General features: G+C 40.8%; 19 protein-coding genes. 13 read left to right on the forward strand and 6 right to left on the reverse strand.

Going from position 1 to position 22626, the window contains the following annotated elements:
- Positions 1-155: 155 nt before the first annotated feature.
- The 7 genes from ACYVEA_RS29590 (at position 156) to ACYVEA_RS29620 (ending at position 5214) form a co-directional block, all read left to right on the forward strand.
- Positions 156-494, forward strand: a complete 339-nt coding sequence (locus tag ACYVEA_RS29590; protein ID WP_461116981.1) for a YciI family protein — start codon at positions 156-158, stop codon at positions 492-494.
- Positions 495-595: 101 nt separating this feature from the next.
- A complete protein-coding gene (locus ACYVEA_RS29595; protein WP_461116982.1) occupies positions 596-868 on the forward strand; it encodes a YciI family protein in 273 nt (90 codons plus the stop codon).
- 262 nt (positions 869-1130) lie between these two features.
- Entirely contained in the window at positions 1131-1319 is a 189-nt protein-coding gene (locus ACYVEA_RS29600) for a hypothetical protein (RefSeq protein ID WP_461116983.1), read from the forward strand.
- 14 nt (positions 1320-1333) lie between these two features.
- Positions 1334-2692, forward strand: a complete 1359-nt coding sequence (locus ACYVEA_RS29605; RefSeq protein WP_461116984.1) for an NAD(P)/FAD-dependent oxidoreductase — start codon at positions 1334-1336, stop codon at positions 2690-2692.
- Positions 2693-3053: 361 nt separating this feature from the next.
- Positions 3054-3506: a carboxymuconolactone decarboxylase family protein gene (locus tag ACYVEA_RS29610; protein WP_461116985.1), complete on the forward strand. Its 453-nt coding sequence runs from the start codon at positions 3054-3056 to the stop codon at positions 3504-3506.
- A 208-nt stretch (positions 3507-3714) separates the two neighbouring features.
- Complete coding sequence (locus ACYVEA_RS29615; protein ID WP_461116986.1) at positions 3715-4317, forward strand: DsbA family protein; 603 nt, start codon at positions 3715-3717, stop codon at positions 4315-4317.
- Between the two features lie 225 nt (positions 4318-4542).
- On the forward strand, positions 4543-5214 hold the full coding sequence (locus ACYVEA_RS29620; RefSeq protein ID WP_461116987.1) for a succinate dehydrogenase cytochrome b subunit: 672 nt from the start codon (positions 4543-4545) through the stop codon (positions 5212-5214).
- A gap of 408 nt (positions 5215-5622) precedes the next feature.
- On the opposite strand, the gene ACYVEA_RS29625 is transcribed toward ACYVEA_RS29620, so the two are convergent.
- The 4 genes from ACYVEA_RS29625 to ACYVEA_RS29640 form a co-directional block, all read right to left on the reverse strand.
- The gene (locus ACYVEA_RS29625; RefSeq protein ID WP_461116988.1) at positions 5623-6549 is read right to left on the reverse strand and encodes a hypothetical protein; all 927 of its coding nucleotides are present in this window, start codon (positions 6547-6549) and stop codon (positions 5623-5625) included.
- Between the two features lie 459 nt (positions 6550-7008).
- Positions 7009-7362, reverse strand: a complete 354-nt coding sequence (locus ACYVEA_RS29630) for a hypothetical protein (RefSeq protein ID WP_461116989.1) — start codon at positions 7360-7362, stop codon at positions 7009-7011.
- Positions 7363-7773: 411 nt separating this feature from the next.
- Positions 7774-8475 (reverse strand): recombinase family protein, encoded by a 702-nt coding sequence (locus ACYVEA_RS29635; protein ID WP_461116990.1) that lies wholly within the window; start codon positions 8473-8475, stop codon positions 7774-7776.
- Between the two features lie 4 nt (positions 8476-8479).
- On the reverse strand, positions 8480-8683 hold the full coding sequence (locus ACYVEA_RS29640; protein ID WP_461116991.1) for a hypothetical protein: 204 nt from the start codon (positions 8681-8683) through the stop codon (positions 8480-8482).
- A 162-nt stretch (positions 8684-8845) separates the two neighbouring features.
- Here ACYVEA_RS29640 and ACYVEA_RS29645 point away from each other — a divergent pair, with 162 nt between their 5' ends.
- The 3 genes from ACYVEA_RS29645 to ACYVEA_RS29655 all read left to right on the forward strand — a co-directional run bounded on the left by ACYVEA_RS29645 (position 8846) and on the right by ACYVEA_RS29655 (position 11869).
- Complete coding sequence (locus tag ACYVEA_RS29645) at positions 8846-9511, forward strand: recombinase family protein (RefSeq protein WP_461116992.1); 666 nt, start codon at positions 8846-8848, stop codon at positions 9509-9511.
- Positions 9512-9741: 230 nt separating this feature from the next.
- Positions 9742-10383 carry a hypothetical protein gene (locus ACYVEA_RS29650; protein WP_461116993.1) on the forward strand — a complete coding sequence of 214 codons (642 nt, stop codon included), beginning with the start codon at positions 9742-9744 and terminating at the stop codon, positions 10381-10383.
- Positions 10384-10483: 100 nt separating this feature from the next.
- Positions 10484-11869 carry a hypothetical protein gene (locus ACYVEA_RS29655; RefSeq protein ID WP_461116994.1) on the forward strand — a complete coding sequence of 462 codons (1386 nt, stop codon included), beginning with the start codon at positions 10484-10486 and terminating at the stop codon, positions 11867-11869.
- Between the two features lie 101 nt (positions 11870-11970).
- On the opposite strand, the gene ACYVEA_RS29660 is transcribed toward ACYVEA_RS29655, so the two are convergent.
- Together ACYVEA_RS29660 and ACYVEA_RS29665 are read right to left on the reverse strand one after the other, a co-directional pair.
- Complete coding sequence (locus ACYVEA_RS29660) at positions 11971-12840, reverse strand: DUF4238 domain-containing protein (protein ID WP_461116995.1); 870 nt, start codon at positions 12838-12840, stop codon at positions 11971-11973.
- A gap of 45 nt (positions 12841-12885) precedes the next feature.
- Positions 12886-13956, reverse strand: coding sequence for a Fic family protein (locus tag ACYVEA_RS29665; RefSeq protein WP_461116996.1), 1071 nt, complete (start codon positions 13954-13956; stop codon positions 12886-12888).
- A 167-nt stretch (positions 13957-14123) separates the two neighbouring features.
- On the opposite strand from ACYVEA_RS29665, the gene ACYVEA_RS29670 reads away from it, so the two are divergent.
- The 3 genes from ACYVEA_RS29670 to ACYVEA_RS29680 all read left to right on the forward strand — a co-directional run bounded on the left by ACYVEA_RS29670 (position 14124) and on the right by ACYVEA_RS29680 (position 22314).
- A complete protein-coding gene (locus tag ACYVEA_RS29670) occupies positions 14124-15005 on the forward strand; it encodes a DUF2971 domain-containing protein (protein WP_461116997.1) in 882 nt (293 codons plus the stop codon).
- Positions 15006-15089: 84 nt separating this feature from the next.
- Positions 15090-21680, forward strand: a complete 6591-nt coding sequence (locus tag ACYVEA_RS29675) for an ATP-binding protein (RefSeq protein WP_461116998.1) — start codon at positions 15090-15092, stop codon at positions 21678-21680.
- Positions 21681-21744: 64 nt separating this feature from the next.
- A complete protein-coding gene (locus tag ACYVEA_RS29680) occupies positions 21745-22314 on the forward strand; it encodes a hypothetical protein (protein WP_461116999.1) in 570 nt (189 codons plus the stop codon).
- Positions 22315-22626 lie beyond the last annotated feature (312 nt).

Here is a 22626-nt window from a genome sequence, read left to right on the forward strand (position 1 = left end):
GTCAATTGTAAACACCCTATCAAGCCGATAAATTTCTGAACAGCTCAGTACATATAGGACAGACCCGTTGGTTGTCCACCCTGGTATTGCCAGATGCTTGTGTAAGTCAATGAACCACGGCTTTACACTATAATTAGATAGATAAAGTGAATGAAATGATCGAGTTCGTATTGGTATTCCGGCGGGATTATTCGACAGAAGCAATACAACCTACTGAGAAAGAACTGCTACAGCATACTAAGCATTGGCAGGATTGGTTCCTAAGTCTGGCTGCTCAGGACAAACTGGCCAGGCCAATTCAACGCTGGGATACGCAGGGGTTTGTGATACACCCGAATAAGGTCGTAGTGAAAGGGCCATATCTCGAAGGAGTTAGCCCGATGGGCGGGTTAATTTTTATCAAAGCGTACGATTATAGGGAAGCCAAAGAAATTGCTCAAAACGCACCCATACTGGAATTAGGTGGTACAGTGGAAATTCGGGCGATCAGTTGACGTATGCATAGTTAGCCGGTAACAAATAAAGGAAGATGAACGAGTTCTTGTTGCTTTTTCGAAGAGATTTTACAACTAAAGCAGTCCAACCTTCTCAGGAAATGATGGAGGATTACCGTACACACTGGCACGAATGGCTCGACAAACTGGCTATCCAGAACCTGTTAGTCCGGTCAGTACAGCATTTAGACCCCCGCGGAATGGTGATTGGGCCAGATAACACCGAATTCGATGGCCCTTTTAGTGAAACAGGGGAAGCTATTGGTAGTCTATTGATTTTAAAAGCTCCTGACTATGAAACGGCTGTTAATCTGGCAAAAGACTGTCCGATTCTGGAATTAGGTGGCAATGTGGAAGTACGTCAGGGGAATTAAACACCGTCCAGCTTCTTTATCAGTACTTTATTTCGTCACAGACAACGTTTATTGACGAAATAAAGTGAAATCGGAAAGGGAGATTTTAAAGTATACTGTTGAAAATCAATAGCTTAATTAATTGGCACGACGGTTGCAACTTAATAGACTATCCTACCGAAAAACCGAATCGAAGGTAACAGTTCAGATTTAGATTGGCCAGGTCAGGATTCGGCATAAGGCAGACAATACATTTTTTTCATAACTAAACGTAACCAATACAATGAGCATTTTTTTGAATTTATTTAAACTCAGAATGGCTGGAAAGCCAGCTAATGAAGCGAAAAAAGACTCGTTAGAACCTGTAGTGCCCAACCATCAGGAAGATGCCAGTCAAGGCGGGGAATTTGTCGACGATGTAATTTGGGAAGAAGATCAGTCTCAAAATGCAGAAAGCCAACAAGCGTTTTAATCAGACATGTATCAATGAGCGAGAGTCAAATCAAGCTTAAACCATTAACTGATATGAGCACCATTGGTCCAGCTAAAAAACGCGTTGTCATTGTTGGCGGAGGCTTTGCAGGCCTTAGTTTATGTCAGCAATTGTTCAACAATCTGTTCTACGAGATTACATTGATCGATAAGAACAATTACAATTATTTCACTCCCTTGCTTTATCAGGTTGCTACTGGTTTTCTAGAACCTTCGAGCATCAGTTACCCATTCCGAAAAATTTTCAGAGGGAAGAACTTGAACTTCAGAATGGGTACTCTGTTAAAGGTAAACACGGATGTGAATACATTGTCGTTAACAGATGGCAGTGAGATTGGCTATGATATTCTGGTTTTTGCGGCTGGTTCGAGGACTAATTTTTTGGGCAGTGAAAGCACTCAGCGACATGCCTTTTCTCTGAAAGGGATTGATGATGCTCTTCATATGCGTAACGAATTGATTAAAACCCTTGAAATGGCATCATTGGAAAGTAATCCGCTGATAAAGAAAAAATTGCTAACAGTCGTTATAGCTGGTGGTGGGCCAACCGGCGTAGAAATTGCCGGTATGCTGGCCGAAATGAACGAATACATCTTGGGTAAAGATTATCCGGGAATTAATAAGGAATTGGCCCAAATCTACCTTATAGATGCCTCTCCCTATCTTTTGGCTCCGATGAGTGAGAAAACCCATCAGGCTGCTTACAAAACGCTTACTCAGATGGGCGTACACGTAAAATTGAACACGCGAGTCATCCTATTTGAAAATGATAAAGTTTACTTATCAACCGGTGAAGTAATCGAAGCAAAAACGTTGCTCTGGGCGGCCGGGGTCATAGCCAATAGTTTCGAAGGAATAGCAGACAGCAGCATAGGGAGAGGTAACAGAATGATCACCGACCAGTACAATCGGGTTTTGGGCTACAATAACCTGTACGCCATCGGAGATATCAGTGTCCAGTTTACAGACATTCATTATCCGGCAGGACATCCGCAACTTGCGCAACCTGCTATTCAGCAAGGTAAAGCCTTGGCAAAGAATTTGTTATTATATGCAAAAGGGAAGCCAATGAAGCCTTTTAGCTATTTTGACAAGGGAGAAATGGCGATTATAGGGCGAAGACACGCTTACGCTGATTTGTTCAAGCATAAATTTCATATAGGCGGTTTATTGGGTCTAACGAGTTGGCTTTTTATCCACCTAATTTCATTAGTAAATTACAATAACATCATCAAAACCCTTTATAACTGGATCGTTGCTTATCTGACAAGGGATCAGGCATTGCGAATGATATTCCGATCGGAAAATAGAGAGACCCGAGTTTATAATGCAGTAAAACCGGTCGAAGTTTAGCACTTATTTCGTTATCAGTAACCTGATTTCCCGATAACGTTTATAGGTAATCGTTAGTTTGATTGGGATGTTAGAATCCCGTAAAACTGCATAATAAATTAGCATATGGCTCACCCCTTCATATTGGTTTTAGGCTAGAGAAGCTGAAGCTTGGTGGTTAATGAAATGGTACATCGATTGCAGAGGATTACCCCTCTGACGCGTCACGTATTGCCTCACGTTTTTCCTGTTTCACCTAACGAACATTAAATAAATGTTCCCAGCAGTAACAGCTGGCATTCGGTTTATGACCGAATGTTAATTCCAACAAAACCTCAATTCATAATTTATTACTGTTCAACACAATTAAAAAGTTAATAAGATGGAAAATAGATTAAACGTTTTCGAAAAAGGACCAAATGCCCTCAAACCGCTTTTCGGAATGGGTGGTTACCTGAAAAAATCTTCAGTTGAAGCCAGCCTTCAGGAGCTAATTGATGTCCGAGTTTCTCAAATAAACGGATGTGCTTACTGTCTTGATATGCATTACAAGGAAGCCCGGGCAAAAGGTGAATCTGAACAACGACTGTATGGATTAAACTCCTGGCGAGAAACTCCCTATTATACTGAACGGGAAAGAGCAGCGTTAAGCTGGGCCGAGGCAGTCACAAAATGTGATGTTCCTGATTCTGTTTATAACCAGGCTATTGAGCACTTCTCCGAAGAAGAGTTAATTGACCTAACGCTGGCTATATCAAATATTAACACCTGGAACCGTATAAATCTTGCTTTCCCTAATACACCAGGTAGTTATATGGTCGGCCAATTTGGATAGACTTAATGGATACCTATAGCCCACCTAGGGTTATAGCTGCAGTCAAATCAGGCAAGGGGAGTTTAAATACCCGTGTGCAACCTTGCCTGATTTGTCTAATCGCATTGGATCATTCATAAGATCATGATGAATCAGAATAGGGTAGCCATCATAAAAAAGTAAACCGAGAGATGAATTTTCAGGTGACAAGGCAGAAAGATGTACCATTATGACGACGGAACTTAGGATAACCAACCAATACGCGCCTGCTTCTGATCAGGGGTCTGGCAACATCCTTGAGTTGGTTGAGTACGGCGATTATACCGACGCTCGTTGCAAAGCGCTTCAACTTGTAATTAAAAACAGTTTACCTGACTTTGGAGAACCAATTCGACATACATTCCGGCACTTTCCGAATCTAGATAGTCCGCAGGCGCTGTACTTGGCGTTTTCGGCTGAAGCGGCTCGGCGGCAAGGAAAGTTTTGGCCGATGCACCAAGTCCTGTTCACTCATGGCTTAACCTGCACATCGAACACCCTGTCCAGCCTAGCGGTTGACGTTGGTTTGCAGTTGGATAGGTTCTTAGATGATTTACACGATGAAACGCTAAAAGCATCTGTTCAGGCCGATATAGAAGGGGGCATAACGGCTGGCATAACAAAAGCCCCTGCCCTATTTATAGGCACCCACCGGATTATTGGAAAATTGACTCAGGCTAAAATAATCCCATTGATCCAGCATTATTTACGTCACACGCCAACTCAAGTGTTAAGTACGGTGGATCAAGGAAGTGGTATCATTAATTGGTCTAATACTGGATGTCTTCTATAAGAAATCATTTATGCCCGGAAAGGCCGTTCTTTTCCTCCAATTGACTTTATAGAATGCATCTTCCTTTGTGTGCTTGCTTTGACGGCATTCATTAATTCGCCCTGTCAAAACGTAACAGCCTTACAAACACTTTCGCCCTTTCAAGTGCATACCAGGGAGCTAAGGATCCATCCAACGGATTTAAAAAAAATTTGGTACTACTTATCATACCCACCCGAAAATCTTATGAGCTGGATCAACCAATTGTTAACAAGTTCTATTGGTAAGAAAATAGTAATGGCCCTGACTGGCTTATTTCTTATCAGTTTCCTGATCGTTCACTGTGCTATCAATGCACTGATTTTCTATAACGATGGCGGTAAAACATTCACCCACTGGGCTCATTTTTTTGCCACCAATCCAATCATTCGTACAATCGAGATTTTTTTGATAGTTGGCTTTTTAATTCATATTGTTCAGGGCGTATTGCTCTGGAAACAAAATCGCAGAGCACGCCCTGTTCGGTATGCAGTACAAAAAGCATCTACGAACAGTGCCTGGTATAGTCGGAGTATGGCTTTATTAGGAACACTGATCTTACTGTTTCTAGTAATTCATACTTCGAATTTCTGGATACCTAATCGCACAAATCAGTTTCTATATAATGAGGAGCTGCCGCTTTATGACATGATGTTGGAAACGTTTCATAATCCTATAGAAGTGATCATATATACACTTGGCTGTTTTTCCCTATTTTGGCATCTGTTACATGGATTTAAAAGCGCCTTTCAATCGTTGGGTTTGAACCACATAAAATACAACTCCCTGATTGCCTCTACCGGGACCATGTTTTCAATAATTGTACCATTACTACTCGCCCTGATGCCTATATCAATTTACTTTCACTGGATACATTAGGTTCTGAACAAACGTGAAATCAGGAATTAGAGCGAATGGGTTTATATCAAATCCGAGTCTTAGGGTCGTAGAAATGGTAGCCTTACCAAGCCCGCTAGCGTATGCACTAAAGTATTGACTGGTGACGGGTAGGATCCATGTCTTGTACATTTATCAAAATATTATTTACTTATTCAATTAACGCCCGTTTGTCCAACACAGCCTGTCTTTATCTCAGAAGTTACACCCGGACATTTTTAGTAATCTCAACCGGGTCGCCGGAGCGATTGCCGTCTCATTAATCAACTGCTTATTCTCACCGTAGAGATGAGTTCGTGCGACATCTACGAATAATTGTAGCGGTCTTGTCCTGAGTGGAAACCGATGAGGTTAAGACACACTTTTTGCCACCCTCTCTGTTTCTTCTGACTAACCCGCAAACTGGAAAAGCTGGTTAAGTAGCGCTGTTTTCTTCATTAACAGCGGGTCGGGATAATAGCCCCGTTGGGGCTCTTTCTTAAGGGAAAGTAAGCCAAACCAACTCCCAAACTGCTCAACAAAGCGCCAGCGGTATATCCGCTCAAATTCTAACCAGTAACTTGACAGCCGACCAGAGGGTATCGGCTCCTGTAGATGAGGAAAAGCTTGTTGAACTTTAGCCGCATAAAAATCCGTGTTGCGCCATTCGCTTCCGTACCGATCTACCAAGTAGAGGGAAAAAGCCCAACCGAACTGACCTGCCTGGGTCTGGGTATCATCCAGGTAAGCCCAGTTAAAACGAAGGGTATAATCCTGGAGTGCTTGCCGGAAGCGTAAAGCTCGATGCTGGTCCATCGCCTGTTTACCCAGTTTAGTCAGCTGGAGGGTATTGTGCTGTTTCTTGGCATAGGGACTTAGCGAAAGGCAGACTTTAAGCGCCTGAAGAAAGGGAACATTATCCTCCGAAATCTTTTTGGTAATGCCTCGTTCGATATCATCCTGCACCAATAGCTTTCGGTCATACAGCTCTCGGCACAGGGCCAGGGGGAGATTACCCTTCGGGGTTAGCTTGATAGCTTGATGGGTGAGCAACTGCTGATAGAGCACCTCCATCAAGACAAAGAAGGGAATTTGATCCAATAATGAATCGGTCAGTCCCTGCTGTAAAGAGAGACATGATCCGCTGCCCAGCGGCTCGCTCAGCAGTACATGCATCTGCTGAGGGGAGAGTCCCTCGAAATCGGGCTGCGGCTGCTGATTGCGAGCTTGGGTGAAAGCAGTCATCTTCTGGTTTACCTCTTCTAGGGAGAGATGTCCTTTGGTCACTTCGGGGTGAGCAGCGATGAAAGCTTGCCAGATTTCTTGAGCGACTCCCATAGGACAAGATGTTAGACCAGTTGGTGAATAAGTCAAAGATATCCAAATTCGGGAAGCGTTCTCATCAATACTGAAAGCGTAATTTACTTCTTTAGGTTTGTAACATTTTCACAACGCTCCTTCGAAAAGGCTACAAACTCACATCTAAGCTAATTTTACATTTTCTAAACGCAGGTCTAAAAAACGAATAGGTCTTTCCAGCAAAACGGGGCCACCGTGGCGCGGCCATCCAGTCGGACAGCCGAAGCAGCCGGACCAAAATGAAAATAGAGTGCTGGGTGTGATTAAAAAATACTACAAAAACCGTCACGGGTTGACTGTGTGTTTTTTAATCACATCCAAAGATGAAGGAGCTGTGAGAATTTCATCCTGGCCACGATCAGGAGATAGATCCAGGGCAGCCTATCATTACTGGCCTAATTGTAGCCAGCCCTTCGAAAGGAAAGCGGAATGAACAGCTCAATTTTCCACGGATGCTAACGTGGCTTTTGCTAGTGCATCTTCTTTTGAGGCTCCAGTTCTTGGGATAGCGTCTTTTTTCGAGACTTTAACCATCAGATACCTGCTTCCTGTGCTCGGGATACCAGGTACGACGGGTGGTATTGGGGATTTAATAGCGTAATAAACAAAATCCGTATCTACCCCCAATCCAACGAGCACGGGGTTGCCCGTTATGCTGGGCTGTGCTGGCTGAGGTATCTGAGCTGTCACCTGCTGAGTAGTGTATATAAATACGCTTAAGCTTAGCAAAACCGCTGAAATAGCAGCTGCGAAGATTATGATTTGTTTAGTTAATGTATCTAGTGATCTCATTTTATTAGGACGTTTGATGAAACATAATATGGTGAATTGATCTTAGTTAGATGGATGCGAGTTTGAATTGCAGCAATTTACGGACGGCATCCGGTAGTCATTTTTTAGTTCTTCACCGTAAACTTAATTCTAACTTTTTATACAAGCGCCTGACCCACTTATGATTCACTAGCTTTCCCTACCTACGCAATCGCCGATAAATCTAGAGCACGCCAGTTATAATTTACAAGACGGTTTAACCGACATTTTGCTGTTTGGGACCGGGACGCCCGAACATTCGCTCCGATCTGCGATTCAGTGAATCGTTACCTGCTTCATTCTCCTTTGTTTACTAGTGAAATTCAAGTTTTCCCTCTATTTTCACTGGCTCACTTTTAGGGGATCAGTACAACTTAAACTAGGGGCCCAGCCCTATCCGGTCTGTTGTAGTCGCTTGAGTAAGCGCATGACCTGAGTGGCCTGAAAAGTACAACCTCGTACGGTTTGAAAGCCTGACTGGTTGAGGTAGTCGGCAATTTGAGAATAGTTCTTGCCAGCCTTGAACATCATATCGGCGACAGATAAGGTCCGCCGGTTGGCCGGGTCAGCTACCGCATTACGCCGGGTGGTCTCCCCGCCTTTCTGCTGACCCTTGGCTGTTAGATTTTCCGGTTTACCCAGTTTAGCCCCCTGGGCAATCTTAGCCGCTAAAGCCGACTTGGTACGGGCGCTGATTAATTCCCGTTCATGTTGAGCCAGTGAGGCAAAGATGCCAATGGTGAGGGTGTTGGCATCGGGCAAATCGACGCACTGAAAGTTAACCCCCGAATCCCGAAGGGTAAAGATAAACGAGGCATTGCGGCTAAGTCGATCTAATTTGGCAATGACCAGAATTGCCCCCTCTTTCTTGGCTCTATTAATAGCTTCTGCCAATTGAAGGCGCTGGTTATTCTTACCCGATTCAACTTCGGTATACTCCGCCAGGATGACCCCTTTAATAAATCCGGCCACCGCCGTTCGTTGTGCTTCCAATCCCAATCCCGAATCACCCTGTGCTTTGGTCGATACCCGGTAGTAAGCAACGTATTTAGTAAGACCTGTACTAACCAGGGCAGGGATTGATTTCTTGGCCATCACCTTACAGAATTACTTTATTAATCCGGAAGGTCAGAAAGGGGTATTTCTTGGAGAGCTCCATTAGTCTGGTTTCGGCTTCTCCTAAGCTCAATTGCTCGGCCGAGTCGGAAAGGGGTAAAAGTGCCCCGGTCGAGTCATCAAATCCGTTGACGCTGATCCACTCCCCCTGAACGGGTGTGAGAAACTGAACTTCATGGTAAACCATAACTTCTTTGCTTTGTCTGCTCAAAAATATAGTTTCTTCTTTACTTTACAAGGCTTAAATGTACGTTCAATAAATGTTAAATTGAGTATCTTTAAGCCATGAATCTTAGTTTTTGTGCCGTGGAACATTATTTTGGACACAAACTATCAATATATTGATCTAATGATGCAGCGATCCTACGTAGCCTACTTCCGGGTATCAACCCAGAAACAGGGACGAAGTGGCTTGGGCCTAGAAGCCCAACGCTCAACTGTCAATACATATCTAGGAAGTAGCGGAGTGCTTGTGGGAGAATTTACAGACGTTGAGTCAGGTAAGAAAAACGACAGGCCTCAACTGCTGGCTGCTATTGCTTACTGTAAAGAGCAACGAGCAATCCTGTTAATTGCTAAGCTGGACCGGCTGACCCGGAACGTTGCGTTTATCTTTACCCTTCGAGACTCAGGTATTGAATTTGTCTGTGCCGATATGCCCGAAGCCAATACGCTCACTATCGGCGTCATGGCCACCATGGCTCAATACGAGCGAGAATTAATCGGCGAACGTACTCGTAAGGCCCTTGCTGAAAAGAAGCGTCAGGGTACTCAATTGGGCAATCCCCAAAATTTAACGGAAGCTGCTATCCTAAAAAGCCGTCAGATTCGTCAGGCCAATGCTCGTCAAGATGAAAACAATCGAAGGGCCGCTACATTGGCCCGCTCACTACGGCAGGCGGGTCAGAACTGGAGTCAGATCGCTGAGACACTCAATACCAATGGATTTCGCACTCGTCGTGGTAAACCCTTCCATGTCATGCAGGTAAAACGGGTTATTGAATTAATGGGCTAGTTTTGCCTCCCAACAATAATTCAGTTATCCTTTTCATAGGTATTTTTTAAGAGACCCCTGTTTCTATGGCAAAACAATTAAAGAAAACTACACAGTTTCCAGATTACATTCTTCGAGATTGGGAAGTTACTGATGGAGTAAATTTTGCAATTGCTTTAAGCAGAATTACTGGCTAGTTGTTACACGTTGATTGGTGGACGCCTACTAACGATAAAGAAGTCGCTGAAAACATGAAATCTTTACGTGTATATGTCGGCAATAACGCCAATCAAATATATGATTTCAAAGGCAAGCAGTCTCTTGCAACTTTTACAAAGAACATTATTAAACCACTAGCTCAAAAACGAGGAGCAAATCATGGCGGTATTGCAACAAGATATTATGGCGAAAGCATATTATTCAGTTTACCATTGAGAGTAAAGCCTGATGAAAACAGAATAATCACAGCTCAAAAAATGATTATTGCTAATAAAGACTTTTTAAGGAAAATCCCTAAAAGACAAGATCCTAATGTCCCTGCACATATTGCAGCTAATTTTACCTTCGGGCACTGCAATCCTTTTGCAAATGCACTAAGTGATTTAAAAAATTACAAACCTGTAGCACTAATTGCTAAAAAATACAGTGATCTATTCGGTTTTAGTCAACCAGGTTATGTCCATAGTTTTGCCATAGACCATGATGGAAACGCTATTGATATCTGGGGAAAGGACACGGTGGAAAATATCGCACAAAGATACGGAGTGATAGAGTATGAATTAAGCGAAGTGGAACATTTTATTATTAGTCAAAAGCTAAAAAACAACTCAACAATAAAATATGGAGAAATTTACGAAAAATCGACAGCAATCATTAATGAATACTTTAAGTAAATTAATCTTACTGCATTGATTTTATTTGAAATAGGTCGTTTTTGTTTTTACAATGCTATACACAGCCAACTATTTACGAAATCGCATACGAGAATATACGTTGGAAGCAATTATGGATCAATGTCTTCCACTTATTCAAGATGAATTGCTTACTTCGAAGTTTCCCAGTTGGAGTCTATTTACATTAATGAGATGGGCATATGAATTTGCAGGTAGCAAATCCAAGTTAAAGGAGCTTACAAGCAGCCGATTTAAGACATTGTTTAATGGAATAACAGAAGTAAGTGATGAGCATGTTGGAAGATTTTTTAAAGAAGATAAAACCTTTAAACCATTTCAGATTTTATATAGTCAACAGTTTTACTTACAACGAAACGTTTATACTAGCGATATCTTATCTCAACTAAAGCTTTTTTGTACATTAAATGGTAATTATGATATTGAACAAGCTTTTAAGAAAAAAGCCGGATTAACTATTCAAGAATTTATACGAATTGTTTATGTAATAAATCTTGTTTACATTTCTGAAAGTTCCATCAAACATAAATATATATTCCGCAATAGATTACTTCCTGAATTATTACATGTGCTGCGTGAGTATACATCAGAAAAAGCTGTTGAGTCATTCTTTGATCTATTAACTGTAAATTTCTCTTCAAAAGATAAACGCTCAATATCTACTAAAACTGAAATCAGGAATTTAGAAATACAACCACTAGGACTTTCTTTTTTCACTAGATTTCCTTTCCTATTTTATAAAGGTAATTGTTATTTAGTGAATCATGGCCTGCTAAAATACGTCCTTGATTATTATATATACGATTTTTTACGCGATGAAGACTTTACAACTGAATTCGGTGGTCGAATTGAAAAGTATATAGAGTTGTCATTAAAAGATTTAAATATTGTTTTTAAGAATGAAACTTCTTTGAGGAAAATATTAGGTAAAGGTTCGAATGTCGTTGACTTCTATTTAGAGAACGAGAATATATTTTTTGAGTGCAAAGCCACTGAACTTCAGCCTTATGCAGCTGTCAATCCTACAGATACTATATTGTTCAAATCCCTCAAGGAGTCGCTCCTTAAAGCATATTTCAAACAGTTGCAAACCGCTGCACGCAATTTATCGCCAAATACAGAAGCATGGGGCGTCATATTGACATATAAAGAATTGTTCTGGAGTGATTTTAGAGATTTATATCAAGTTGGAATTACACAATATGGAGATATTGTTGGTTATAATCCTTTGCCGCCTGAAAATGTATTTATTGTTGATTTATACACTTGGAATAGAGTTCTGTATATTTTAAAACATTCAAATGTTTCATTGCAAACTATCTTAAAAAAGGCTAAGGAAAACAATAGCCATACTAGTACAGAAAAATTATTATTTAGTATGCATTTAGAAAGTTTCTCAATTCAATCTTCTGATATTGAAGTTGAGCTGACATTTTTAAAAGACGAGCAGGCCATAATTGATTTGTAAAAAGTTATTTCATTGATTCTTTTATATATATATTAATTTCACTCTTAATTGGAGTAAAAAATTTAACAAAAGTCTTCGATTGGAAAAATGGCTATATAACCCTATTTCATATAATCAAAGACTTTTTCCAATTCAGTATTTAATTTACCAAGTACCTTAAGGCCTTTATAATATTCAATCATCATTGTTAAAAACTTAAGGCTTGCCGATGCTATATACGTTGAGGATTGATTAATTATTGCCAAATTTATAGGTATCTGTGATTCGATGCTCATTGGTTTCAGTTCACGTGTTGTTCTCGTAATAATCCTTGTCGCGCTCACAGGAAAAATATGATCAGCGTAATAAAGATCATTAAAACTTTTAGGAAATTCACTATAGAGCATCGGATAATCTCCCAACAATAGCGTCTTTTCGGGAAAATCCGTTATTCTATAATAGGCTGTTTCTTTAGGAGGACCCGATAGTTTATACACACTCTCAAAAAGCAATGCCGCTTTAGCTACTTTTAAAAAAGAAGGATCCTTTTTGTAATTTTTATTTTCAATTAAATTAAGAAATAAAGACGTGTTCTTTGATGTAAAGGTCAAATCTGCGTTTTGGACAAGATTATTTATCAAATACCTTGTTGTCGGTATACGCCAAAATATAGAAATAAAAAACAACGAAATTGCAATCTTATTTTCTTCTATAAAAAGAGTCTCCGCATTCTTTTCATTACGAAATATTTCAATAGTTTTTGAAAATTTATTATCAATATCACGATAATATACATCCTCTAACTCATAACTTACTTCGCCATGCAATTCAATTGTATTGGCATCAAGCTCATAGAATATTCCTCCAGGAGCAATCGGCCTTTGACTTATAGTATCCTTTTTCTTATTGTATATATATAGTTGCTTTTCATTATTAGTAAAGCCCTTAATGTAGAATTGAGGTAGATAATGATGCTTGCTAGACTTGCTCATAGGATCCTTGATGCTAAGAACGATACTTATATCTCTAATTAATTTTTATGTGCGATTTTTTACTAAATAAACTGTTGCTTTTAATTCACCAATTCGTTCAATTATGCCTTGTTGCACCATATATAATAAATCTTTTTTTAATGTATTTATGGATATATCAGGTAACAGGGCTGCCAAATCACTAATCTTGACTGGTTGGTGATCTTGCAATACAGCTAGTACTTGCTGCTGACGGTCATTTAGGTATCCTCCCTTATCCTTGTACAATGCATATTTACTCTCCAGACGATTAGCCAATGTTAACAAACAGTCTAGAAAGAATATTATCCACTCACTAATCACCTCTTTATCCGTATTACGATATTGTTGGCCAGCCATTAACGCTCGGTAATAGTCGGCCTTTCGCTGTTCAATGATATTTTCAAATGATACATACTGAGCAAAATCATACCCTGTTCTTAATAATAGCAGCGTGGTCATCAGCCGCGATAAACGACCGTTTCCATCCTGAAAGGGATGTATAGACAAGAATTCATAGATAAATAATCCAATGATGATTAATGGATGAATGAGTTCATTATCTAAGCTAGTACGCACCCACTCAATCATCTCATACATCTCCGTCTCTGTTAGATGCGGAGCGGTTGTGTTAAAGATTATCCGCTGACTCCCGTCCGGATAATTGGCTACAACTTGGTTCGAGAGTGTTTTATAGCTACCCCGATGTCGCTGATCTTTGTCGCTGTACCGGAGCAAAATACCGTGCAGTTGCTTGACATAGGCTTCCGATAGGTTAATCTCCTTTGCATGATCTAGTATTAAGTCCAGCGCTTCGTAATAGCCAAATACCTCTTGTTCATCGCGCGTCTTAAACTCGGTAATCTTCACATTGCGCACGAGCCTTTCAACTTCATCGTTGGTCAGAATTGCGCCTTCGATTCGCGTTGATGAGCCTATACTTTCAATCGTAGCTACTCGTCGTAATTCGCGTAGATATCGGTTGTTCTTCTGTTCAATTGCCCCCCACTTTCCTCTAAACGCATCAATTACGCCAATCCGACGGATAACCTCCTGCATTTTAGCAAAGTCAAATTGTAGTTTATTTTCAAACGTCATATCTGTATTGTATCCATATTATATCCGTAAATGTAGTATATTTAAGCTGGCCAGATGTAAGTTTCAACCCCAACTTAGTTCTAATTGTATATGGATTGGCCTAAGCATTTTGTAATGATATGATACTTTACAAATACCTATCCAGGTTAGAAACCTTAACGAATGGTATGCTTCGGTTCACGCAGCCAAGCTCATTTAATGATCCATTTGAAGTGACACCGCATATTGATGCCTTAATTGAGCGGGATAAAATAACGCCCTTTGGTGAAGCACTTTTTTCTGGGCCCGATTTTGAGAAAGAGTTCTTTACGAATTTTAGTCAAGGTATTAACCAAATTATAGAGGAACATAACTTACCTCCAGAGGTTGCGCAGCTGCTTAAAGTAACAAAGCCTGAAGAGGCTTTAACTGCTACGCAGCCCTTGTTGATGTCAATCTTTAGCGATTTTGTCGGCTTGAATATGGATGGCATAAAAGATCATTATCAGGATACGCTGCAAAAAGACTTAAACAGTAAGTTTGGTCTATTATGCTTAACTGAGAAGCCTGACAATGAATTAATGTGGTCTCACTATGCTGATTCTCATAAAGGATTCGCCATTGGCTTCAAATCTGACCATCCCTACTTTAACCAACGAAAATCAGATCTTGACCAAACCAATTTTCTGCAGAAAGTAATTTATACTAAGCAAAGGCCAAGCCTTGCCTTCTTCGATCCTGAAGCGGATGAAGCAACAGCAGTCCCTAAACTGATACAGCAAATTTTTTTGACTAAAAGTCTCAATTGGAAATACGAGAAGGAATGGCGAATGATCAAATTACTCGAGGGAGCTGATTTGATAAAACAGGTATCAGTTGATCAAATCTATTTATTCAACTATCCAATAGACAGTATTGATCGGGTTGTATTGGGAGCTAAGTGCCCTCAACAATTAAAAATGGATATCAGTAAGTTCATTAGTGAAAAATCGGCATTGGCAAAAATTAAGCTCTACCAATGTACACTAGATCGTACTACTTATAAAATCAAATTAGGTAAAGTTGACTAAAGTGGTGCAGTAAGCAAGTTGAACCGTAGCAATTAATCGAGAATTTTCGTAAATTAACTAGGAGATAGAACCCCATTTCCTAGAATGACTTCAAAATCGACCGCAACCAAAACCACACCTAAAACCAAGGATAAATCAGCAAAGAAAAGTCGTAAGCCAACCAGTGTTCGGGATTCTAATGCAGGACACGACTTTCATGTTCTGTGGGCGACGCGAAAAGTGATTTCTATGCTTTCTCCAGACAATTCGCTTACCTGCGTTAAAATGGAGGGCGTTCATGAGTACGATACGGCCAATCTGTCCCCTGATGAGGATCACTTTCTAGCAGCTGACCTGACGGAATATTATCACGGAGAGCATTTTGCCGAAGCGGATCAGGTCATCATCTCTCAGTTAAAATATAGTACACGGCATCCAGATAAAGATTGGACGCTCGGTCGATTGCGAGAACGCAGTTCATCCGATTCAACCGATTCTGTTGTGCAGCGGTTGGCAGCCAGTTATACGGATCTAATAAGTAATGGTTTTTCACCAGCTGATATTGTCAGGAAGACAAAAATTCGGCTGGTTAGTAATCAGCCTTTAGATCCTAAACTAGAGACTTGGCTTACTACTGTCCAGTCGATTATTACGACTCAAACTAGGCCATTTACCAAGCTACAAGAATTAATTGATAAACTGCCGAAAAAACCAGTCTCGTTTACGAAGAACGTCGAGAAACTTCACGAGTTTCTCAACTTATCAGAAGTTGATTTTATTAATTTTCTGCAAGTTCTAGACCTGAGTGGTTGTGGTGAAGACTCACGAATGGAGCAGCACCTAACCATGATGCAGGAAATAGCGATGTCTGTCAATTCAGGAGACAGGAAGGATGTATTGCTAAAATTAACCGATTTAGTATGTAAAGAAGCTTTACCCGATAAAGAAAAATCAATTGGATTAATCCCTGGGGACATTCTAGCCGAACTAGGAATTTTTGCCATACGTGATTTATTCCCTGAGCCATCCTGGCTTATCCTTCCAGAAAAACTGATACGAACAGAAGAGGCTAAGGACTTAGCACAGACAGTCATTAAACACAAACGTATATTGGCCCATGGTGTCGCTGGCGTAGGAAAAAGTACAACTGTGCAACAAGTTAAGGACCATTTACCCGCTGGTTCACAGGCCATTATGTATGATTGTTACGGTGGCGGAGATTATTATTCAATAAATTCTGGTCGGCACACCTTACAGAGAGCCTTGCTTCAGCTTAGTAATGAACTATCAGCCCAAACAGGTATTCCTTATCTGATTAAACAACCCTCAAACCAATTTGACCAGCTTACTACTTTTCAGGACCGTCTGAACAAGGCAGCCCAAATTGTTGCTGCCGCAGGGGGCCTATTAGTGCTTATGATTGATGCCGCTGACAACTCCGTTATGAAAGCGGAAAAAGAGGGCGAAAAGCGATCGTTTGTTCCTCATTTGTGGGAACTTGATATGCCGTCTAACTGTCGACTGGTCATGACAGCACGTACTGCCCGTGCTGATTCGCTACAAGCGACAAAAGACACAATACGTTTTGAGTTAAACGGGTTTGGGCTTGACGCTTCAGCAACCCATTTAAGGCAAGTCTTTCCGGCGGCAAAGCAAAAAACAATAGAAGCTTTTCATACTCGTACTCGCCACAACCCCCGAGTCCAACAGTACTTACTCGAAAGAGCACAAAAGCTAGGGACTGACTTTACGAGGTTTCTCTATATTTTTCGTCAAGCTAATTTAATTCCTGATGAAATTTTTGAAGACTTAATTCGCGATGCTGTTCAACACCAGCCTGATCCCGTTCAAGCGAATCGTCAATTAGCCACCCTAATCTGTCTACAACGACCAATACCGATAGACGTTTTTGCCGGTGCCTGTGGCATTTCTGAAGCAGCTGCAACAAATTTCTGTCAGGCATTGCGGCCTGGACTCGTGTTTGAAGAGGGAACGATTAATTTTCGTGATGAAGATTTTGAAACGCATGTCCGGACAAGAACTGAAACCGTACAAATTCTTAAAGAAACTCATTTCCAATTAGCAGACTATTTTACCTCAAAAGCAGAAACTGATATCTATGCAGCTTTAGTTGTAGCCGACCATTATGTTGAGGCAGAACGATATGAGGATTTAATCCAATTAGGACTTAATGGCCCCTCTCTTGATATTATAACGGATAGTCTGCTACGCCTAAAAACTTATCGACGCCGACTGCAACTGGCTATAGAGGCAGCTGCTCGATTGAAACGCGATGCTGAAGGAGTTAAATTGCTTTTATTGGCCGCTGAAACAACCCGAACGAATGATGCCGCTAAAAGCCTGGTACTAGCGAATTTAACCTTAGCGAACTATTTCGGCAATGCTGGTAACCTCACTGATTATTTTGACAGAGATGATGAGAATAGCTATGAACCTCGCTGGTTGGGATCAATGCATTTCAAGTTGGCCGCTACGTATGCTAAAGATGAAACACAGCGTGCATTAGCTGAAGATCATCTCAAACAAGGGCGGGTATGGATTCGTCGGTACATGAAATTATCTGAAGATGAGCGGTATAACCAGAGAATAACTATAAACGACATTGCCAATGAAACAGAAGCAATCTTCTGGCTTTATGGTTCACAAGCAGCCAAGCAATCGCTCAATGGGTGGACGCCCATACAGGCAAGATTATATAGTTTGGCCATAGTGACCAAAAATGTTGCTATAAGGTTAAAAGATGACGCTATAGAGCGTTGTCTAGCTGATCTTAAATTAACAGTGCTAGGCGAAAGTATTGTTGTAGCAGCCCTTTGGGAAGAAGGGCGGACTATTCAAAAAGCTAGAATTGATAGGCTTGCTCGTCGTCTTCAGATCGCGATTCAAAAGAAACTTATTCAACGTGAAGATCGATCTAGTCAATCAATTCTAGATGATAAAGAGCCTGAATGGCCATTACTTTTAGCTGAGCTATTTGCCCGTTATAAAGTTGACAAAGCAATAATCGCGGATGTCATTAATGAATTGGTACATCCATTTCCAAACAGAGCACCTTTAGAGCATGGTGACTTTAAAGAGTTTATTTATGCATTAAGGTCAGTCACTCTTAAAGCCGCTTTACAAAAGACTGTTTTAACGATCGAAGAATTATTACCTGAGAAGCACCGTCAGACAGACGAGACAAAAAAAGGTACGTATACTCCTGATCGATACGACACCGACCGAAGAAGATTTGTTGAGAAAATAGGTTTCGTTTTACCAGTATATACTATACGGGCACAAACGATTGTTGGCTCGGCAGATGCAACAGTGATCAGTAAGCAAATCGAGGAAGGACTAACAGCCTTACATACCCTTCACGAAAGTAATCGCCTATATTTTATTGATAAGCAACGGAACTGGTTATTAGGAGGGGGTATTGCCTTAGCGAATCTGCCAGGTCAACGAGATTTATTAAGTAGACTATTTGAAGAAGCACCACGTTGCACAAACCGTTTTCAGGCGCGTGAACTTTGGATACGCTTAGCAAAAGAGATAGTGCATTTAGAAGAATACCAACAGTTTGCGCTGAGTTGGCTGGAAAAAGCAGCTGATGATGCACAAGATGATTCAATAGCAGTCGAAGACCGTTGGGAGATATTATTAAATTGTTCAATCGTTGCTTTCCCCTATGATAGAGATCTCAGTCAGGAATTTTACAGAAGAGCTGTAGAGGCTGCTGATCAGGGTGTTGGCGACGAGGTCGCCTACCGTCTTGGCATCAGTGCTCATCTTCTCGGGCGATATACATCGAGCTTTAATTCTATAGAAGGACATCAGCTGGGAGCTAAGCAGGCTGCGTTAGTTGAAGGGTATAAGCCATATATATCAGACGACATAGTACTACCTACAAAAAATACAATTGAGGCAGTAGCACGATTAAATATAAATGCAGGTCTTCGGCTTAGCAGCCGGTGGGATATGCGCAATATCTGTCCGTTAGATGATGCAATAGTACCTTTATTGACTGGGGCAACAGCCATGAATCAGTGGTCAGCGAACATCACCGTGCCCTTTTTACGATTACTGGGTGATGGACGAAACTACACTTCCCACGCATTGACATTGTTAGATATTTCAAAGCGAGAAAAGTGGCCAAACAGAGAAGGTGATATTCAAGACATTTTTAAAAAACTCTGTCAATGGGTGTTGCGAGATGCGCCAGTTAACTTTCGTCAAGAAGCCATCCAAAAATTAGTCGATTGGGCTAATGCGAATAACCTGAGTCAACTTGATGAAGTGAAGCAATTAGAACAAGCACTTTCATTTGTGTCAACATTGCATCCATCCGTCAAGAATACAGACCCAGAAAGCGAATATAAAATAGAAGCTAAAAAAAGGGCTAACGATTGGTACTCAAAAGCAACTCAAGGTAATTTGAAAGCCTTTCAGGATTGTGATGATTTGTATTTTCAGGTAGGAGAAAAAAAACTAGCTTCCTGTTTAACAGAGTTAGGAAACCGAATTTCATATTCACAAAGAATTGATTTCCTCAGCCTGATCAGCAATTTAAAACTGTTTCAGGACAGCCGTGAAGATCTTGCGGTAAGTTTATTAGCAACTTTTCTTAGAGATTGGCAGCGAAATAATAATGTAAATGAATGGGCTATAACAGGTTTGCCACATTTCTTTTCAAGAAATATAGGTCGTTTGACGAATCAAGGAGAATGGCCTTCACATGTGGAATCCGTTTGCCGTTTGCCTTTGGCCAATTCATCCCGCGCGGCCTTACTCCTACCTGGTGTAGCCGACAAACTCCATTATCTAAGTGCTGAAATGATGTGCCGTATTGCTCAGGCCACAACCGATACGTTAGAGGATACCTCAGCACGTGAGTTGATAACCTGGCTATTGGATAGATTGGAGAAGCAATTGATCAATGATGGCAAAACGTTGCCTTTTACTCAGTTGATTGACGATCCGTTGGCACTTTCGATTCCACCGATACAAAATCTGGCTGAATTGGCCTGGTACCTATTTGGTTATCCAGACAAACGAGTACGATGGCAAGCCGCTCATGCTATGCGAGACATTTTAACTATGAACTCAAATAGCTCACAGCGAAGCGATCTTCTAGCTACATTGTTAAGGCTTTCACACACCACCAGCTCACTGATTCCTGATAAAAATGATTTTTATTGGATGTCGGCTAGAGTCTGGCTACTGTTGTTGTTGGAGCAATTAGCTTTTGAAATACCCGATCAAATTGCTCTATATGCCGAAGAGATTGTAAAACATGCCTTAAACAAGTCGCTTCCGCATATACAAATACGAGGACTTGCCCGTTCGACTATACTCCGCTTACAGCAAGTTTATCCTCAATTGATTTCAGAAACATTAGAAGCAATTGAACTTGTAAACCAGCCTACCAAATATTTAATCGACCGTCGGCGATATGAAGCGTTAGGCGATGAACTAAATCTCGCCAAGAAAAAAGCTGATCGTTTTAAATTTGATCATTTCGATATTGAAGAATACTGGTTTAGACGATTAGGCGACGTGTTTGTTCAAGGAAGTAATACCATCGCTGTACTAACTGAACAATGGATATGTGATCGTTGGGGGTATACGAATGAGGATTGCGAAAAGAATTGGCCTTACCTAAACCGATATGAACACCGCCTAAAATATTATTATAAAACAGATGAACCAACTGTCGAGTCCCTGAAAATGAACCTGACTCTGAATGCCCTTATGTGTACGGCTGGAGAGTTAGTTGATCAGTGTAGTGTATTGATGGAAAATTATTCCGATAACGATACGATTTCATATTGGGATCAATGGGTTGACGACCGATTGTCAAATTCGCTAAATAAAGGATGGTTAGCGGATGTTCGAAGCCCTATCCCATTACGACCCGAGTGCTGGGGTAAAATGCCATCCCCCTGGGAACAACGCTCAGGCGATGATTTTCTTAGTTGTATGGGCATTAAGGAATTAGGCCGAGAGGACTGGATAGTCATTTATGGAGACTACGATTTTGGCGACAGTACTTATTCTGGTCATAGTTATGTAGAAAGCTTGCTGGTAAACCCGGACATGGCTACATCTTTTATGCGTGCGATACAATTAAGTGAGCCATCTCGATTCGTTTTTCCAACATTTGGATTCAAAGAGCACCATGAAGATGCGGATTGGATAACTGATTTATCTTCTGAGTTTTTAGTGGAGCCAATTATTCAACAAATTGATTCTGTTGATGAGGGACTAGAGGAGACGGATGGGAGCCTGCGGAAAATAAGCCGACTGCCTATCATACCAGCAGATAAAATAGTATCTGGACTTTCCTTATCTGCTGATAATAAGCTTCTTAACTTCAAAGATGCTAATAACTCTGTTGTGATTAAACGAGAAGTATGGAATGATGATCTGCGGAATGAGCGTTACCACAAAAATAACCCATACTCATCGGGTCATCGCATCTGGATGAATAGAAAAAAGTTGCTTGAGTATATGCACCAAACCAATCAGGATCTATTGATTGACGTTAGATTACAACGTAACTACCATGACTCAACCCGAGAAAAGCGAAATCATTATGACCATGGAAAACACATCTTACTCATCCTCCGCCAAGACGGAAGCCTCGAAACCGTGGATCAATGTTGCTCGCCTTGGCCAACGAATAATCCATGAACTAGGTATCCATAAAGATGTAAGCGTCCTTGAACGATGGATGTCCCACCGAGTAGCGGAACTAATGGATCGGGTCGAAACAGCTACTGATGCTACGATTCAGGAAAGTGCCGCCAAAGAATGTGAAGAGCTAATACTAAAGCTTTGGGAAAAAAGAAACTCATGGCCATCAGGCGGTCCTTTATCACCTATACTGCCTACCCTAAATCGACTCTTTAGTGACCCTGATGAATATTACCACCCTTTTTTTGAAAGCGAATCCGATACAGCTGGGGTAGTTGGTCAATTAATTAAACTACACAAACGAGAAATGCGACTTTTCCTCAGTAACCCGAATTTAGCCGTTTCAAAAGAAGCAGCTGAAGCTAGCGCAGAAACGCTTGAATCATTAACTGATGATTTAACTGACGATGAAAGACGGGCTTTTCAATTCGCTTTAATAGAAAGACTTTCGGAAAGTGAAACATCTGATCCTGAAACTCAATTAGAGTTAAACGAGGAAGATCTTCAAAATATAATTTACCAATCCAAAGACAATTTTGAACTACTTACCAAAGATCGAGCAGAATTGATAAAGCAGGTTTCAATGCCTCCATCAGATGGACCTAAGGAGGAGTTCAATCCATTTAAATAATCAAATTTATATCGACAGGTAAAAATTGATCAAATTACATAATGAGCTACTTTACAAAAAAGTTGACATAGGCAAACTGGTCAACAAATCGTACAATTAATCCAAACTACAACCAGAAATGCTAAACTATTAAAGTGAACGGGTTTATTGGACGCAAAAAAGGACAATTACCGCTACTTCTCTCCTACCCGACCACCGTTCAAAAAAACGTCCGTATAAAATCAGGACAAGACACTGGGTAATGTAGGCGTTACTTAGTCTCTTTATTTTAGTATGGCTAAAATCGTTAAGTTAGTAGCCACCATACCCTTA

The sequence above is a fragment of the Spirosoma jeollabukense genome (genome assembly GCF_054777855.1).

Coding starts and splice junctions, on each gene's coding strand:
- ACYVEA_RS29590 (WP_461116981.1), top strand. CDS start 156: ATGATCGAGTTCGTATTGGTATTCCGGCGGGATTATTCGACAGAAGCA.
- ACYVEA_RS29595 (WP_461116982.1), top strand. CDS start 596: ATGATGGAGGATTACCGTACACACTGGCACGAATGGCTCGACAAACTG.
- ACYVEA_RS29600 (WP_461116983.1), top strand. CDS start 1,131: ATGAGCATTTTTTTGAATTTATTTAAACTCAGAATGGCTGGAAAGCCA.
- ACYVEA_RS29605 (WP_461116984.1), top strand. CDS start 1,334: ATGAGCGAGAGTCAAATCAAGCTTAAACCATTAACTGATATGAGCACC.
- ACYVEA_RS29610 (WP_461116985.1), top strand. CDS start 3,054: ATGGAAAATAGATTAAACGTTTTCGAAAAAGGACCAAATGCCCTCAAA.
- ACYVEA_RS29615 (WP_461116986.1), top strand. CDS start 3,715: ATGACGACGGAACTTAGGATAACCAACCAATACGCGCCTGCTTCTGAT.
- ACYVEA_RS29620 (WP_461116987.1), top strand. CDS start 4,543: ATGAGCTGGATCAACCAATTGTTAACAAGTTCTATTGGTAAGAAAATA.
- ACYVEA_RS29625 (WP_461116988.1), bottom strand. CDS start 6,549: ATGGGAGTCGCTCAAGAAATCTGGCAAGCTTTCATCGCTGCTCACCCC.
- ACYVEA_RS29630 (WP_461116989.1), bottom strand. CDS start 7,362: ATGAGATCACTAGATACATTAACTAAACAAATCATAATCTTCGCAGCT.
- ACYVEA_RS29635 (WP_461116990.1), bottom strand. CDS start 8,475: ATGGCCAAGAAATCAATCCCTGCCCTGGTTAGTACAGGTCTTACTAAA.
- ACYVEA_RS29640 (WP_461116991.1), bottom strand. CDS start 8,683: ATGGTTTACCATGAAGTTCAGTTTCTCACACCCGTTCAGGGGGAGTGG.
- ACYVEA_RS29645 (WP_461116992.1), top strand. CDS start 8,846: ATGATGCAGCGATCCTACGTAGCCTACTTCCGGGTATCAACCCAGAAA.
- ACYVEA_RS29650 (WP_461116993.1), top strand. CDS start 9,742: ATGAAATCTTTACGTGTATATGTCGGCAATAACGCCAATCAAATATAT.
- ACYVEA_RS29660 (WP_461116995.1), bottom strand. CDS start 12,840: ATGAGCAAGTCTAGCAAGCATCATTATCTACCTCAATTCTACATTAAG.
- ACYVEA_RS29665 (WP_461116996.1), bottom strand. CDS start 13,956: ATGACGTTTGAAAATAAACTACAATTTGACTTTGCTAAAATGCAGGAG.
- ACYVEA_RS29670 (WP_461116997.1), top strand. CDS start 14,124: ATGCTTCGGTTCACGCAGCCAAGCTCATTTAATGATCCATTTGAAGTG.
- ACYVEA_RS29675 (WP_461116998.1), top strand. CDS start 15,090: ATGACTTCAAAATCGACCGCAACCAAAACCACACCTAAAACCAAGGAT.
- ACYVEA_RS29680 (WP_461116999.1), top strand. CDS start 21,745: ATGGATCGGGTCGAAACAGCTACTGATGCTACGATTCAGGAAAGTGCC.